Genomic DNA, 15,033 nt, shown 5'->3' with positions numbered 1-15,033 from the left:
CGCCAAGCCGTTGCCGCCTATTCTGGGTATCCCTGTCGAGCATCGTCGGTGGACAATCAGCCAGCAATTGGTGATCGCCGTACACCCTGATCGCGACAGGTTCGGCACAGCGCGAACGGAAGCAGGCGATGTCTAATCTGACCGAGGAGAGATGGGTGGCGGCGGATCTCCGCGCGCCGCTCACACCGGCGGGGCGCACGGTGGTCGATCTGCTTGCCGGCGTGATCCCGAGAATCAGTGCGGAGGCCGCCGACCGGGACCGCACCGGCACCTTCCCGGTGGAGGCGTTCGAGCAGTTCGCGAAGCTCGGGTTGATGGGCGCCACCGTTCCCGCCGAGCTGGGCGGCCTGGGGCTGACCCGGCTGTACGACGTGGCGACCGCGCTGATGCGGCTGGCCGAGGCCGACGCGTCCACCGCGCTGGCCTGGCACGTGCAGCTCAGCCGGGGCCTCACCCTCACCTACGAGTGGCAGCACGGCACGCCGCCGGTGCGCGCGATGGCAAAGCGGTTGCTGCGGGCGATGGCGGAGGGCGAGGCCGCCGTCTGCGGCGCGCTCAAGGACGCCCCCGGCGTGGTCACCGAGCTGCACTCCGACGGCGCCGGCGGCTGGCTGCTGTCGGGCCGCAAGGTGCTGGTCAGCATGGCGCCCATCGCGACCCACTTCTTCGTGCACGCCCAGCGGCGCGACGACGACGGCTCGGTGTTCCTCGCCGTGCCGGTCGTGCACCGCGACGCCCCCGGGCTCACGGTGCTGGACAACTGGGACGGCCTGGGAATGCGGGCCTCGGGGACGCTGGAGGTGGTCTTCGACCGGTGCCCGGTCCGGGCCGACGAACTGCTAAAGCGTGGCCCGGTCGGGGCCCGGCGGGACGCCGTGCTGGCCGGGCAGACGGTCAGCTCGATCACCATGCTCGGCATCTACGCCGGCGTCGCCCAGGCGGCCCGGGACATCGCGGTCGGATTCTGCGCGGGGCGCGGCGGCGAGCCACGGGCCGGTGCCCGGGCGCTGGTCGCCGGGCTGGACACCCGGCTCTACGCGCTACGCGCCACGGTCGGCGCGGCGTTGACCAACGCCGACGCGGCGTCGGTCGACCTGTCCGGCGACCCGGACGAGCGCGGCCGACGGATGATGACCCCGTTCCAGTACGCGAAGATGACCGTCAACGAGCTGGCCCCGGCGGTGGTGGACGACTGCCTCAGCCTGGTCGGCGGCCTCGCCTACACGGCCGGGCACCCACTCTCCCGGCTCTATCGCGACGTGCGGGCCGGCGGGTTCATGCAGCCCTACAGCTACGTGGACGCCGTCGACTACCTGAGCGGTCAGGCACTTGGACTCGACCGGGACAACGACTACATGAGCGTGCGCGCGCTCCGCTCCCGGACCTCGGCGTAGAAGGGCGAAGATGACCATCCGAGTGTGGGGCTACCTGCCGGAGTACGAGAAGGAACGGGACGACCTCCTCGACGCCGTGCAGACGGTCTTCGAGTCCGGGAACCTCATCCTCGGCGCGAGCGTGCGCGGCTTCGAGCAGGAGTTCGCCGCTTATCACGACATGCCGCACTGCGTCACGGTGGACAACGGCACCAACGCCATCAAGCTCGCGCTCCAGGCGCTCGACGTCGGGCCGGGCGACGAGGTGATCACCGTCTCCAACACGGCCGCGCCGACGGTGCTCGCCATCGACGCGGTCGGCGCGACGCCGGTCTTCGTGGACGTCCGCGCCGACGACTACCTGATGGACACCGAGCTGCTGGCCGAGGCGGTCACCCCCCGGACGAAGGCGCTGCTGCCGGTGCACCTCTACGGCCAGTGCGTCGACATGGACCCGGTGCTGCGGGTGGCCCGGGAACACGGCCTCAAGGTCCTGGAGGACTGCGCGCAGTCGCACGGCGCGCGTCGGGGCGGACGGCTGGCCGGCACGATGGGCGACGCCGCTGCCTTCTCGTTCTATCCGACGAAGGTGCTGGGCGCGTACGGCGACGGCGGCGGCGTGGTCACCGCGGACGCCGTGACCGACGAGCGGCTGCGGCGGCTGCGCTACTACGGCATGGAGCAGGTCTACTACGTCGTCGAGACGCCGGGGCACAACTGCCGCCTCGACGAGGTGCAGGCCGAGATCCTGCGCCGCAAGCTGTGCCGGCTCGACGACTATATAGCCGGGCGCCGCGCCGTGGCCCGGCGCTACGAGGAGGGCCTGGCTGACATCGCCGACCAGGTCGGCCTGACCCTGCCGGTGACGGCGGCCGACAACGAACACGTCTGGTACGTCTACGTTGTCCGCCACCCCGCCCGCGACCGCATCCTCGAACAGTTGGCGGCGCGGGACATCGCGCTCAACATCAGCTACCCCTGGCCGGTGCACACCATGACCGGCTTCGCCAAGCTCGGCTACCAGACCGGCTCCCTCCCCACCACGGAACGGTTGGCCGGCGAGATCTTCTCCCTACCCATGTATCCCTCGTTGCCGCCGGAGACGCAGGACCGGGTGATCGACGCGCTGCGCGACGTGCTCGCGGCGCTCTGAGTCGCCGGCCGGCAAGCCGCAGCCGAGAGCTGGACGACCCATCCCGACAAGGAGACGTCGTTGACATCCTCCCCTGCCTGGAGGCAGGGGTGTCCACGGAAGGAATGCGATGACCGATTCAGCCGACGGCACGCCCCGGCGCGGCACCTGCCGGGCGTGTGGCGGCACCACCGCCCAGTTCCTCGACCTGGGTCGGCAGCCGCTCTCCGACCGGTTCCTCACCGAGGACCAGCTCGCGGACGAGTTCTTCTTCCACCTGGCGGTGGGGGTCTGCGCGGGCTGCACGATGGTGCAGCTCATGGAGGAGGTGCCCCGGGAGGAGATGTTCCACCAGGACTACCCGTACCACTCGTCGGGCTCCTCCGTGATGCAGAAGCACTTCGCCGACACCGCGCGGCACCTGCTGGAGCACGAGGCCACCGGCCCGGACCCGTTCGTGGTGGAGATCGGCTGCAACGACGGGGTGATGCTGCGTACCGTCCACGAGGCGGGGGTGCGGCACCTGGGCTTCGAACCGTCGGGTGGGGTGGCCGATGTGGCCCGTGGGCACGGGGTGCGGGTGGTCACCGAGTTCTTCGAGGAGTCCACCGCCCGCCGGGTCCGGGAGACAGACGGCCCCGCCGATGTGATCTTCGCGGCCAACACCATCTGCCACATCCCCTACCTCGACTCCATCCTCCGGGGCGTTGACGCGCTGCTGGCACCGGACGGGGTCTTCGTCTTCGAGGACCCGTACCTCGGCGACATCCTGGACAAGACGTCCTTCGACCAGATCTACGACGAGCATTTCTTCTTCTTCTCGGCGCGGTCGGTGCAGGCGCTGGCGGCCCGCTTCGGCTTCGCGCTCGTCGACGTGGAACGCCTTCCGGTGCACGGCGGGGAGGTCCGCTACACCATCGCCCGTGCCGGCGCGCGGCAGCCGGCCGAGCGGGTGGCCGCGCTGATCGGCGAGGAGGACGCTCGAAGGGTCGCCGACCGCACCCGGCTCGACAGGTTCGCCGCCGACGTCGAGGGCATCCGCACCGACCTGCTCGCCCTGCTGAACTCGCTCAAGGCCGAGGGCAAGCGGGTGGTGGCGTACGGCGCGACGGCGAAAAGCGCCACCGTGACGAACTTCTGCGGCATCGGTCCGGACCTGGTTTCCTGGGTGTGCGACACGACGCCGGCCAAGCAGGGCCGGCTCACCCCCGGCACGCACATCCCGGTGCGCACCCCGGACGCGTTCACGCCCGACGCGGTGGACTACGCGCTGCTCTTCGCCTGGAACCACGCCGACGAGATCATGGCGAAGGAGCAGGAGTTCCGCCGGGCTGGCGGACAGTGGATCCTGTACGTCCCCCGCGTACACGTGACGAGCTGACCCGCCGGTGTCCGCCCGCCCGCTGACCGTCGAAGGCGCGTACGCCTTCGCGCCCACCGTCTACCCGGACTACCGGGGGGTGTTCCTCTCGCCGTACCTCGACTCGTTGTTCCGGGACACGGTCGGGTACCCGCTGTTCCCCGTGCGGCAAACCAGCTACAGCGTCTCCCGCCGGGGGACGCTGCGGGGGCTGCACTTCACCCGTACCCCGCCCGGCACCGCGAAGTTCGTCTCCTGCCCGCACGGCCGGGTGCTCGACCTGGTCCTCGACGTGCGGGTGGGCTCACCGACGTTCGGCAAGTGGGACAGCGTGGTGCTCGACAGCGAGGAGTTCCAGGCGGTCTACCTGCCGGTCGGGGTCGCGCACATGTTCGTCGCCCTGGCCGACGACACCGTCATGTCGTACGTCCTGTCCCAGGAGTACGTCTTCGAGAACGAACTGGCGCTCGACGCGCTCGACCCCGAGCTGGGCCTGCCCATCCCCGAGGACGTCGAACCGATCCTGTCGGAGCGGGACCGCACCGCGATCACCTTCGACCAGGCGCTCGCCCGTGGGTTGCTGCCCGACTACCGGACCTGCCTGGAGATCGAGTCCGGCTTCCGGGACTGATCCGCCCGCGCCGGGCCGACGCCGCCCGGGGCCTCGGGGCCGCTGCCGTCGCGGGCGAGCGCCGCGACGGTCCGGTCCAGCGCGAGGCGCAACGGCACCCGGGGCGCCCACCCGGTGACCGTCTGGAAGGCCGAGGCGTCAACGACCATGTCGTGGAAGTCGCTGACCCGGGCCTCGTCGGGCGGGGGCACGGCCAGCACCGGCACCGGTGACCGACCGGTCCGCTCGGCCACCAGGGCGGCGATGGCACGGAACAGGTCCCCGAGCCGTTCACCCCGGCCGTCGCCGAGCGGCCAGTGCCGGCCGGCCAGCGCCCCGGGATGGTCCAGCGCCGCCAAGAAGGCGTCGGCGGCGTCGGCCACGTACAGCAGTTGCCGTTGCACCCGGCCGTCGTGCCACATGGTCAGTGGCGCTCCGGACAGCGCCCGGCGGATCATCGTGGACACCACGCCCCGGTCGGGCCCGGCACCCGGCGGCACCGGGCCGAACACGGTGGGCAGCCGCAGCGACACTCCGTTCACGACGCCGGCCCCGGTGGCCGCCAGGACCAGCGACTCCGCGGCCTGCTTCTGCCGGTCGTACGGGGTGGCGGGGTGGTCCGGCTCGGTGCCGTCGATCGGGATCCGGGGCGGCCGGCCCACCTGGGAGGCGGAGCCGGCGAAGACCAGTGTGGTGGGCGTGCCGCCCGGCCCGGGGCGGAGCAGCCCGACGAGTTCCCGGGTCAGCTCGACGTTGACCCGCGCGCTGCGGTCGTCGTCGGCGGCGCCCCGCCAGCCGGAACTGTCCAGGGTGAGGTTGACCACGGCCGTCGCGTCGCGTACCGCCGCCGCCAGGGCTCCCCGGTCGGTCAGGTCGGCCCGTACCACCTCAACCGCCGCGCGGCCCGGCGCGGCGGGCGGCACGGCAGCCCGGCGCGCGACGGCCCGGACGGTGACCGCCCGGCCGGCGAGCGCGGCCAGCACGGCGGTGCCGACCAGGCCGGAGGCGCCGAGGACGGCGACGACGGGCCGGTCGGCGGGCTCGCCCTCTCGGCCGGTCACCTCAATCCCGCCCGGGTGCCGGGGCCGCCTCGCCGGCCCGGTAGAGCGCCTGCCAGTAGTAGCTCCACGGGATCGTCCGGCTCTCCGCCACGCAGGCCCAGCCCGGCCCCGGCCGGTACGCGTCGAGGAACGCCCGGGACTGCCGCCGCACGGCCTGGTTGTCGTGGATGTCGATGACGTCGCGCAGCAGGCCGGTGCTCAGCGCCAGGTTGACCACGGCCTCGCCCTGGAAGTGCCCGTCCAGGCTCTTGTCGAGGTACTTCCCGACGGGGTTGTTGACGTACAGGTGGCGGGCCCTGGTGGCGACGAAGGCGAGGTACGCGCGCACCGTCTCCGCCGTCATCTCCGCGAACGAGTCGATGTTGATCACGAGATCGTAGCGCAGCTCGCTCAGCGGCCCGTCCACCTCGCCGACGCCGTGGAAGTGGACCCTCGCCAACTGCTCCGCGGTGAGCACCGTGCCCAGGTAGCGGCGGGCCAGAGCGAGGGAGTTCGGCAGGTCGACCACGTGGTAAGCGGCGACGTCGTGGTTGGAGACCACGGCGTGACAGGTGCGTCCGTAGCCCGCGCCGATCTCCAGCACCGTCGCGCCGTCCAACGGCACGTGGCGGGAGAAGAACTCCAGCTCCAGCACCGCCTGGAGATAGTCCATGCAGATCCGGTCGCCGTCCCAGACGACGGAGATGGGGTCGCCGACGTCCCGGTTGGCGATCCGGCGCAACCGGGCCCGGTTCGCCTCGCCCAGGTTCTCGGCCAGGTTGAAGATGAGCGTCTTCAGGTAGCGGACCCCGCTGACCCGGGGATCCCAGAGGGCGAGCTTGTAGTTGACGTCGCTCGACTTGAAGGAGGTGAGGTCGTCCGCCGCCTCCTCGGTCACCTGTGTGCTGTTGTACCGCTCCCACAGCGCACTGCGGCCGTACTTGTCGCTCATCCGCTCCCCGCCGATCAGCTCGATCGCTCGTCGACCGGTCGTCCGGCACCGGCCCGTGGTGGGTTCAGGCACACCGTACCGGCTGCCGCCCGGCCGCCCGGCGGCTCGACGGATGCTCTAGCAGTTCTGCTAGTACCACGGCCGAGGCACCCGCGCGGTACTAGGCTCCCCCATCGAGATCGACCACTCCCCGGCTCCGGCGAGCACCGGCCGCACGACGGGGTGGCCGGCGACCACCACCGCAGGGGAGGGCAGCGTGGAGTACCGACAGTTGGGCCGGTGTGGGCTGCGGGTGTCCAAGGTGTCCCTGGGAGCGTTCAACTTCGGCGGCCCGACCGGGCCGGAGGAGGCCGCCAGGATCGTCGCCACGGCCGTCGAAGCGGGAGTCAACCTCGTCGACACGGCCAACGTCTACCAGGACGGCCGCAGCGAGGAGATCGTCGGCGCGGCCGTGCGGAGCTGCCGGGACGACGTCCTGCTGGCCACCAAGATCTTCAATCCGGTCGGCCCGGGACCGAACGACCGGGGCACCTCGGCGTACGCCCTGAAGCGGGAGTGCGAGCGGTCGCTGCGCCGGCTCAGCACCGACCACATCGACCTGCTCTACCTGCACCGTCACGACCCGGACACTCCGGTGGAGGAGACGGTGTCCGCCCTCGACGACCTGGTCCGCTCGGGCAAGGTCCGCTACGTGGGCACCTCCACCGTGCCCACGGCCTACGAGCTGGCCGACCAGCCCCGGCTGGGCACGGTGCCCAGCTGGCGGATCGTCGACCTGCTGCGCACGGCGCAGTCCCGGGGCGCCGCCCCGGTGGTGGCCGAGCAGTCGCCGTACAACCTGCTGGAACGCGAGATCGAGCGGGACGTGCTGCCGCTGTGCGCGGAGTACGGCCTCGGCCTGTTCACCTACAGCCCGCTGGCGATGGGTCTGCTCTCCGACCGGTTCGCCGACGGCGAGCCGCCCCGCGACGCCCGGTTCACCGCCTGGTACGCCCCATCGGGCCCGCACTGGCAGCCGGTGTGGCGGACCCTGGGCCGGTTGGCGAAGGTGGCCGTCGAGCTGGGCCTGTCCCTGCCGGACCTGGCGCACGCCTGGGTCTACGACGCGCCGGGGGTGACCAGCACGGTCGTCGGCCCCCGCACGCTGGACCAGGCCCGGGCGGCGCTGGCGGCGGCCGACCGGCCGCTGCCGGACGAGGCCCGCGCCCGGCTCGACGGCATCGCCGCGCCCGGGGAGAGCCGCTGGTTGCGGGTGGTGGAGCGGGGGGTGCGGCGGTCTCGCGGCGGCCCGGACGATGCTGAGGAAAACGTTAGTCCCTGACGGAGGCGGCTTGTCTACCATTCAACCTGGCGAATCTTGACGAGGCGCGTCGCCCGGTCCGGTCAGCGCGGGTGCGACCGTCTCGCTCCGCCTCGGCGGGAACCGGCGGGAAGGAGTGCGATGAGCGCCCAGGTCCTCAGCGACGAGCAGGTCGAGCGGTTCGTCTCCGACGGGTTCGTGAAGTTGGAGGCGGCGTTCCCGGCCGAGCTCGCGCAGCAGGGTCGCGAACTGCTGTGGCGGCAGCTCGGCATGGACCCCGAGGACCGAAGCACCTGGTCCCGCGAGGTGGTCCGCCTGGGCCTCCAGGACGCCGAGCCCTTCGTGCGCAGCGCCACCACGCCCCGGCTGCACGCCGCCTTCGACCAGCTCGTCGGGGTGGGGCGCTGGAAGCCGCTGGACCGGATCGGCACCTTCCCGGTCCGGTTCCCGGTGCGCAAGCGCCCGGAGCAGACCGAGGACTACGGCTGGCACATCGACGCCAGCTTCCTGGCCGACGACGCGCAGCGGCTGGGCCCCCAGAACTGGGAGGGCGAGCTGGACCTGGTCCCGCCCAACTACGCGGAGGTCTTCCGCTGCAACCTCCGGTCGCGAGGGCGGGCCCTGCTGCTGCTGTTCCTCTTCTCCGACACCGACGAGCGGGAGGCGCCGACGCTGGTCCGGGTCGGCTCCCACCTGGACGTGCCGCCGCTGCTCGAACCGTACGGCCCGGAGGGCACCTACCTCGACGTGGGCGACGTCGGCCGGGACCGCCCGCTCGCCTCCGCCACCGGACGCGCCGGTGACGTCTACCTGTGCCACCCGTTCCTGGTGCACACCCCGGTGGCCAACACGGGCACGCGGCCCCGGTTCATGGCCCAACCGAGCCTGCAGCCGGTGGGCGAGCTGGACCTGGACCGCCCGGACGGCGACTACTCGCCGGTCGAACGGGCCGTGCGCATCGGGTTGGGCCTGCCGGCCGCCGAGCCGGTCCGATGACGGTCCCGGACACGGACGAGCGGGCCACGACGGCCGACGAGCCCGGCCGGGCGCAGACCGGCGCGGACGCCGCCTGGCCGGAGCTGATGCGGTTGGTGTTCGGCGGGATGGCCAGCCGGCTGGTCGGCTACTGCGTCCGGCTGGGGCTGCCCGACGCGATCGGCGACGACGAGCGCACTCCGCAGGAGTTGGCGCTGCGGTTCGACGCCCGAGCGGACACCATGTTCCGGGTGCTGCGCGCCCTGGCCGCGCTGCGGGTGCTCACCGAGACCGCGCCCGGCCGGTTCGCGCTCGCCCCGATGGGGGCGCTGCTGCGTGGGGACCGACCCGGCACGCTGCGCCCGCTGGCCCGGATGCTGACCGATCCGGCCATGACCACGGCCTGGGACGGCCTGGCGCACAGCGTCCGCACCTGCGAGCCGGCCTTCGACGGCATCTTCGGCACCGACTTCTTCAGCTACGTGGGCGGGCGACCCGACCTGTCCGAGCTGTACAACGCGGCGATGAGCCAGGTCACCCACAGCGTCGCGGCGGCCGTTGCCGAGCGTACCGACCTGGCCGGCGTGCGGACGGTGGTCGACGTGGGCGGCGGAGACGGCACCCTGCTGGCCGCCGTGCTCGCCGCGAACCCCGGCGTGCGGGGCGTGCTCTACGACAGCGCCAGCGGCAGCGCGGAGGCGGCGGGGAACCTGCGCCGCGCCGGGGTCGGCGACCGGTGCTGGATCGAGGTGGGCGACTTCTTCGAGAGGGTCCCCGCCGACGCCGACCTTTACCTGCTCAAAAGCGTGATCCACGGCTGGGGCGACGGCCGGGCGACGGGAATCCTCCGGCACTGCGCCGAGGCGGTCGCCCCGGGCGGCCGGATCGTCATGATCGACCACGTGCTGCCGGACGTGGTCGGCCCGGCGGCCAACGCGCTGGCGTACCTGACCGACGTGGGCATGCTGGTCAACGGGCAGGGCCTGGAGCGGACCCGAGGCGACCTGGAGCGGCTGTGCGGCAAGGCGGGGCTGTCCCTGGAGGGCGTCACGCCGCTGCCTCCCACCGACTTCCACTGGATCGAGTCCCGGCCTGCCTGACCCGGCCCGGCGGTGCCGGATTGGTAGGGTGCGCCGGGGAGGGCATGTGACTTACCGGCACGAAACCGTACGCGGTGCGTACGGCGACCTGGCCAGTGGTGCCGTGTTGCGCTCGGCGCCGGGCTTCCCGGCGTTCCCGGTGCGGCTCGCCTCCGAGGTCCTGCAAACCGCGCTGGAGTTGCGCCCGACGTCCGCCCCGGCCACCGTCTGGGACCCGTGCTGCGGCAGCGGTTACCTGCTGACCGTGCTCGGGCTGCTGCATCGGCCGAGCCTTGCCGGGCTGCTCGCCTCCGACGTCGACGAGGCGGCCCTCGACCTGGCTCGGGCCAACCTCGGCCTGCTGACCGGCGCCGGGCTCGACACGCGGGCCCGCGAGCTGGCGCAACGCGCCGAGGCGTTCGACAAGCCGCACTACGCGGAGGCGGCCGCCGCCGCCCACCGGCTCCGCGCCCGCCTGGACGCGGCAGGCGGTCCGCTGCCGTACGCGGTGCGGCGGGCCGACGTGTTCGACCGCGTGGCCCTCACCGAGGCCGTCGCGGGCATGACCCCCGACCTGGTCGTGACCGACCTGCCGTACGGGGAGCAGACGAGCTGGCAGGGGGAGCGGGCCGGCGAGGGCCTGCCCGGGATGCTGACCGGGGTCGCTTCCGTGCTACCGCCGACCGGGGTGCTCGCCGTGGTCCTACGTGGACGCAAGGTGCCGCCGGTTGGTGAGGTCCGCCCTCGGCGGCGGTTGCGGGTGGGCACCAGAGCGGCGGCCTTCTTCGTCGCAGGCGACCTGACCGGGGTGTCGGCGCTCTGAGCGGGGTGTCCGCGACCCGACCGCGGTGCCGACACTCTGACCGGGTCTGACCGGGCTGCCAACGGTCTGATCGGGGTGCCCGCGACCTGACCGGGGTGCCGGTCAGCGGCGGGCGTGCGTCCCGGCGCTGGTCGACCGGGCCCGGCCGGGCACCGCGGCCGTGGCGGGCGCGGCGCGCGAACCGGGCCGGGGCCGCTAGGCTGCGGCCCCGTGGACCTGATCGACGGCCTCAGCGTCGTCTGGAACGAACTTGTCGGCGCGCAACCCGACCCGCCACCGCTGCTGGTCCTGGCCACCGCCGCCGTCGCGCTGGCGGTGGTCGCCACCCGGGTGCCCTGGCGGGTCGCGCGTAACGCGGTGACCATCGCCCACGAGGGCGGTCATGCGCTGGCCGCCCTGCTCACCGGGCGGAAGCTGCGCGGCATCCGGCTGCACTCGGACACCTCCGGGCTCACCCTGTCGGCCGGCCGCCCCACCGGGCTGGGCATGATCCTCACCCTGTTCGCCGGGTACGTCGCCCCGACCCTGCTCGGGCTGGCCGGGGCGTGGCTGCTCGCCGGGAACCGGATCACCATGCTGCTCTCGGTCACGGTGGTGCTGCTGCTGGCCATGCTGGCGATGATCCGCAACGTCTACGGGGCACTGTCGCTGCTCGCCACCGGCGGTCTGGTCTTCGCCGTCTCCTGGTACGCCCCGCCGCAGGTGCAGGCCGCGTTCGCCTGGACCTCGGTCTGGTTCCTGCTGTTCGGCGGCGTGCGCCCGGTGATCGAGTTGCAGCGGCTGCGCAGCCGTGGCCGGATGCCGGAGTCCGACGCCGACCAGCTCGCCCGGTTGACGCCGTTCCCGCCCCTGTTCTGGGTCGGTGTCTTCCTGGTCGTCTGCCTGGCCGGCCTCGCCGTCGGCGCCCTGCTGCTCGCCGGCCCGATCCTCACCGACGCCGGGCTCACGGTCTGACCACCGCCCACCCGCGCCCTCGACCACTCCAACAGGCACCCGATTCTCGGCCGGTCGCTGTTCGCTGCCGAAGGCCCGCCAAGCCGGCCGTGACGTGACGAGCCCGCCAAGCCGGCCGTGACGTGACGAGCCCGCCGGGACACCCCGGGAGGAACCCGTCGGGGGCTCCCGGGGAGGAAGTAGCCGGCCGGTCGGGCAACCGGGGACCACCCGCCAGGCGTGTCCCCTGCGACACGGGGAGGTGGCGGATGCCGGACGCCGAGGGGTTCGACGAGTTCTACCGGGGCAGCCGGCAACGATTGCTGGGTTTCGTGTACATGATCACCGGGAACCTGGCCGAGGCGCAGGACGCCGTGCAGGAGGCGTACATCCGCGCATGGCAGCGCTGGCCGACCGTACGCGGGTACGACGATCCGGAAGGCTGGCTGCGCGTGGTGGCGAGCCGGATCGCGGTGAGCCGGTGGCGCAGCATGCGTAGCCGGGCGCGGGCGTACCTGCGGCACGGTGCGCCGGAGAGCGTCCCCGCGCCGAGCACCGCGACGCTGGAGGTGGTGGCGGCGCTACGCCGGCTGCCCGAGGCGCAGCGCACCGCCATCGCCCTGCACTACCTGCTCGGCATGCCGGTGGCCGAGGTGGCACGGGAGACCGCCGCCCCGGTCGGCACCGTGAAAGCCCGTCTCTCCCGGGGGCGTGCCGTGCTCGCCGGGCTGCTCGCCGTCTCTGACCTGGAGGAGGCCGCCGATGCGTGACGACCTGACGTTCGCCGAACGGATGCACCGGGACCTGCGGAACGTCCGTTGGCCCGAGCCGGCGGACATCCGTGCCCGGGCCCGCCGCCGCAGCCGGCGTACGGCGATGGCGGCGGCCGCGGCCGTGCTGGCCGTGCTCTCGGTCTTCGCCGTGGCGGTCGGCGGCCGGGCCGGCGGGCACCTCGCGCCGCCGATGTCCTGGGTCGACGGGTGGCGCGCGTCTACCGAGCCGGAGCCGTCCGGCCGGACCGAGATCGGCCAGGAGGCCCTGCTGGACCCGGCCGACCTGGGCGTGCCGAGCAACGTACGACTGGGGGACTCTGGGCTGCAGGAACAGGTCCGGGTGGACCCGCTGCTCCAGTCGTGCGCCGTCAGCAAGGAGCCGGGGGCGGGGCCGCCGGTGTCTCGCTACTCGCGATCCCAGACGCTGCTCCTGGACGACACGTCGGGCCAGGACGGGCCGATGGCCGTCCCCGTCCTCACCCAGGACGTCTACCGCCTCGACCCCGCCCCGGCCGGCAGGCTGCTCGCCGACCTGGACCGGGCGGCGACCACCTGCGCCCGCTGGAGCGACACGGCGGTTCGGCCCCTGGACGACGGCCATGGCACGGTTCCGGTGGCGCACACCTGGCAGACGGTCGCCCGCGACTTCGCCGGCGACGAGGCGGTCGTGTTGCGGCACACCGTGACGTCCCCGGTGGACGCCACGACGGGCAAGCCCCTCGACGTGGAACACCCGCCGGAGACCCGGATGATCGTCCGGGTCGGCGACCTGGTCACCGTCATCGTGCCCGAGCGCGGGTTGGGCGTCGACGGGCCGGACGGCCCCCGCGAGACCAGCGACGCGGAGCTGCTCGAACTGGGCCGCACGGCCGCCCGGCGGATGTGCCTCGCCGCCAACCCGGCGTGCTGACCGGCGCCCGGCTGCCGGGCCCGCCGGCTCCTCCGGCGTCGGGGCATCGGGAGGGGGCCCTGCTACACGGATCGCGTTGACAGGGGCACCTCCTTGCACCGTGCCTAGAGCGGGATGTTGCCGTGCTTCTTCGCCGGGAGCGTCTCGCGCTTGGTGCGCAGCACCCGCAGCGCCCGGACGATCTGGGTACGCGTCTCGTGCGGCGGGATCACCGAGTCGACGTACCCGCGCTCGGCGGCGACGTACGGGTTGGCCAGGGTGTCCTCGTACTCGGCGATCTTCTCGGCGCGCACGGCGGCCGGGTCCTCGGCGGCGGCCAGCTCCTGCCGGTACAGGATGTTCACCGCGCCCTGCGCGCCCATCACCGCGATCTGCGCGGTCGGCCAGGCGAAGTTCAGATCCGCGCCCAGGTGCTTGGAGCCCATCACGTCGTACGCCCCGCCGTACGCCTTGCGCGTGATCACGGTGACCTTCGGTACGGTCGCCTCGGCGTACGCGTAGATGAGCTTCGCGCCGCGCCGGATGATGCCGTCCCACTCCTGGCCGGTGCCGGGCAGGAACCCGGGCACGTCCACGAAGGTCAGCACGGGGATGTTGAACGCGTCGCAGGTGCGCACGAACCGGGCGGCCTTCTCCGACGCGGCGATGTCCAGCGTGCCGGCGAGGTGCATCGGCTGGTTGGCCACCACGCCGACCGGGCGTCCCTCGACCCGGCCGAAGCCGATCACCATATTCTGCGCGTACAGCGGCTGGACCTCCAGGAACTCCCCGTCGTCCAGCACGTGCTCGATGACCCGGTGCATGTCGTACGGCTGGTTCGCCGAGTCCGGGACGAGACTGTCCAGCTCCCGGTCGGCGTCGCTGATCGCCACGTCGGCCGGGGCGTCGAAGACCGGCGGCTCGTCCAGGTTGTTCGACGGCAGGTACGACAGCAGCGCCTTGACGTACTCGATCGCGTCGTCCTCGTCGATGCCGAGGTAGTGCGCGTTGCCGCTGAGCGCGTTGTGGGTGCGGGCACCGCCCAGTTCCTCCATCCCGACGTCCTCGCCGGTGACCGTCTTGATCACGTCGGGGCCGGTGATGAACATGTGCGAGGTCTGGTCGACCATCACGGTGAAGTCGGTGACCGCCGGAGAATAGACCGCGCCGCCCGCGCACGGGCCCATGATCAGGGAGATCTGCGGGATGACGCCGCTGGCCCGCACGTTGCGGAAGAAGATCTCGCCGTAGAGCCCGAGGGACGCCACGCCCTCCTGGATGCGGGCGCCGCCGGAGTCGTTGATGCCGACGACCGGGCAGCCGATCTTCATGGCCAGGTCCATCACCTTGACGATCTTCTCGCCGAACACCTCGCCGAGGGAGCCGCCGAAGACCGTGAAGTCCTGCGCGAAGACGCAGACCTGCCGCCCGTCGACCGTGCCGTAGCCGGTGATCACCCCGTCGCCGTACGGGCGGGTGCGGTCCAGGCCGAAGTTGGTGGACCGGTGCCGGGCGAACCCGTCCAGTTCGACGAAGGACCCCTCGTCGAGCAGCAGTCCGATCCGCTCCCGCGCCGTCTTCTTGCCCCGGGCGTGCTGTTTGGACACCGCACGCGCCGACCCGGCGTGCACCGCCTCGTCGACCCGTCGCTCCAGGTCCGCCAGCTTGCCCGCCGTGCTGTGGATGTTGATCCCGGTCTCGGTAGTCACCCACGGAATATAACGATGGTTCAGGTGGCCGACGGTGTGCAGTACGCCTCAGCAACCTCACCGGGCCGGGGCACCGCCGGCACCT

14 protein-coding genes are annotated in these 15,033 nt (G+C 72.7%); 11 read left to right on the top strand and 3 right to left on the bottom strand.

The window, feature by feature from the left end:
* The first annotated feature begins 155 nt into the window (after nucleotides 1-155).
* From E1258_RS00160 to E1258_RS00145, 4 genes are all read left to right on the top strand, one after another.
* Nucleotides 156-1,394 (top strand): acyl-CoA dehydrogenase family protein, encoded by a 1,239-nt coding sequence (locus E1258_RS00160; protein WP_243715066.1) that lies wholly within the window; start codon nucleotides 156-158, stop codon nucleotides 1,392-1,394.
* A 10-nt stretch (nucleotides 1,395-1,404) separates the two neighbouring features.
* On the top strand, nucleotides 1,405-2,526 hold the full coding sequence (locus E1258_RS00155; protein ID WP_132395615.1) for a DegT/DnrJ/EryC1/StrS aminotransferase family protein: 1,122 nt from the start codon (nucleotides 1,405-1,407) through the stop codon (nucleotides 2,524-2,526).
* A gap of 109 nt (nucleotides 2,527-2,635) precedes the next feature.
* Nucleotides 2,636-3,886: a class I SAM-dependent methyltransferase gene (locus E1258_RS00150; protein ID WP_132395613.1), complete on the top strand. Its 1,251-nt coding sequence runs from the start codon at nucleotides 2,636-2,638 to the stop codon at nucleotides 3,884-3,886.
* Between the two features lie 7 nt (nucleotides 3,887-3,893).
* On the top strand, nucleotides 3,894-4,496 hold the full coding sequence (locus E1258_RS00145) for a dTDP-4-dehydrorhamnose 3,5-epimerase family protein (protein WP_132395611.1): 603 nt from the start codon (nucleotides 3,894-3,896) through the stop codon (nucleotides 4,494-4,496).
* Here the strand turns inward: E1258_RS00145 and E1258_RS00140 are convergent.
* Nucleotides 4,454-5,536 carry an NAD(P)-dependent oxidoreductase gene (locus E1258_RS00140; protein ID WP_132395608.1) on the bottom strand — a complete coding sequence of 361 codons (1,083 nt, stop codon included), beginning with the start codon at nucleotides 5,534-5,536 and terminating at the stop codon, nucleotides 4,454-4,456. The genes E1258_RS00145 and E1258_RS00140 overlap by 43 nt on opposite strands.
* Nucleotide 5,537: 1 nt before the next feature.
* Nucleotides 5,538-6,467, bottom strand: coding sequence for a putative sugar O-methyltransferase (locus E1258_RS00135; RefSeq protein WP_132395606.1), 930 nt, complete (start codon nucleotides 6,465-6,467; stop codon nucleotides 5,538-5,540).
* Nucleotides 6,468-6,723: 256 nt separating this feature from the next.
* On the opposite strand from E1258_RS00135, the gene E1258_RS00130 reads away from it, so the two are divergent.
* From E1258_RS00130 to E1258_RS00100, 7 genes are all read left to right on the top strand, one after another.
* Nucleotides 6,724-7,788: an aldo/keto reductase gene (locus E1258_RS00130; RefSeq protein ID WP_165949580.1), complete on the top strand. Its 1,065-nt coding sequence runs from the start codon at nucleotides 6,724-6,726 to the stop codon at nucleotides 7,786-7,788.
* Between the two features lie 120 nt (nucleotides 7,789-7,908).
* Entirely contained in the window at nucleotides 7,909-8,763 is an 855-nt protein-coding gene (locus E1258_RS00125; RefSeq protein WP_132395602.1) for a phytanoyl-CoA dioxygenase, read from the top strand.
* Nucleotides 8,760-9,842 (top strand): methyltransferase, encoded by a 1,083-nt coding sequence (locus E1258_RS00120; RefSeq protein ID WP_132395600.1) that lies wholly within the window; start codon nucleotides 8,760-8,762, stop codon nucleotides 9,840-9,842. Before E1258_RS00125 ends, E1258_RS00120 begins: the two co-directional genes overlap by 4 nt.
* A gap of 46 nt (nucleotides 9,843-9,888) precedes the next feature.
* Entirely contained in the window at nucleotides 9,889-10,644 is a 756-nt protein-coding gene (locus E1258_RS00115) for an rRNA methyltransferase (RefSeq protein ID WP_132395598.1), read from the top strand.
* Between the two features lie 210 nt (nucleotides 10,645-10,854).
* Nucleotides 10,855-11,598 carry a M50 family metallopeptidase gene (locus tag E1258_RS00110; RefSeq protein ID WP_036374226.1) on the top strand — a complete coding sequence of 248 codons (744 nt, stop codon included), beginning with the start codon at nucleotides 10,855-10,857 and terminating at the stop codon, nucleotides 11,596-11,598.
* A 248-nt stretch (nucleotides 11,599-11,846) separates the two neighbouring features.
* Nucleotides 11,847-12,347 carry an RNA polymerase sigma factor gene (locus tag E1258_RS00105; RefSeq protein WP_132395596.1) on the top strand — a complete coding sequence of 167 codons (501 nt, stop codon included), beginning with the start codon at nucleotides 11,847-11,849 and terminating at the stop codon, nucleotides 12,345-12,347.
* The gene (locus tag E1258_RS00100) at nucleotides 12,340-13,260 is read left to right on the top strand and encodes a hypothetical protein (protein ID WP_132395594.1); all 921 of its coding nucleotides are present in this window, start codon (nucleotides 12,340-12,342) and stop codon (nucleotides 13,258-13,260) included. Before E1258_RS00105 ends, E1258_RS00100 begins: the two co-directional genes overlap by 8 nt.
* 104 nt (nucleotides 13,261-13,364) lie before the next feature.
* Here the strand turns inward: E1258_RS00100 and E1258_RS00095 are convergent, their stop codons facing one another.
* A complete protein-coding gene (locus E1258_RS00095; RefSeq protein ID WP_132395592.1) occupies nucleotides 13,365-14,948 on the bottom strand; it encodes an acyl-CoA carboxylase subunit beta in 1,584 nt (527 codons plus the stop codon).
* Nucleotides 14,949-15,033 lie beyond the last annotated feature (85 nt).

The organism is Micromonospora sp. KC207, from assembly GCF_004348615.1.
GTDB lineage: Bacteria > Actinomycetota > Actinomycetes > Mycobacteriales > Micromonosporaceae > Micromonospora.
Note: the sequence above shows the minus strand (reverse complement) of the source record. Positions and strands in the feature narration are given on the sequence as shown.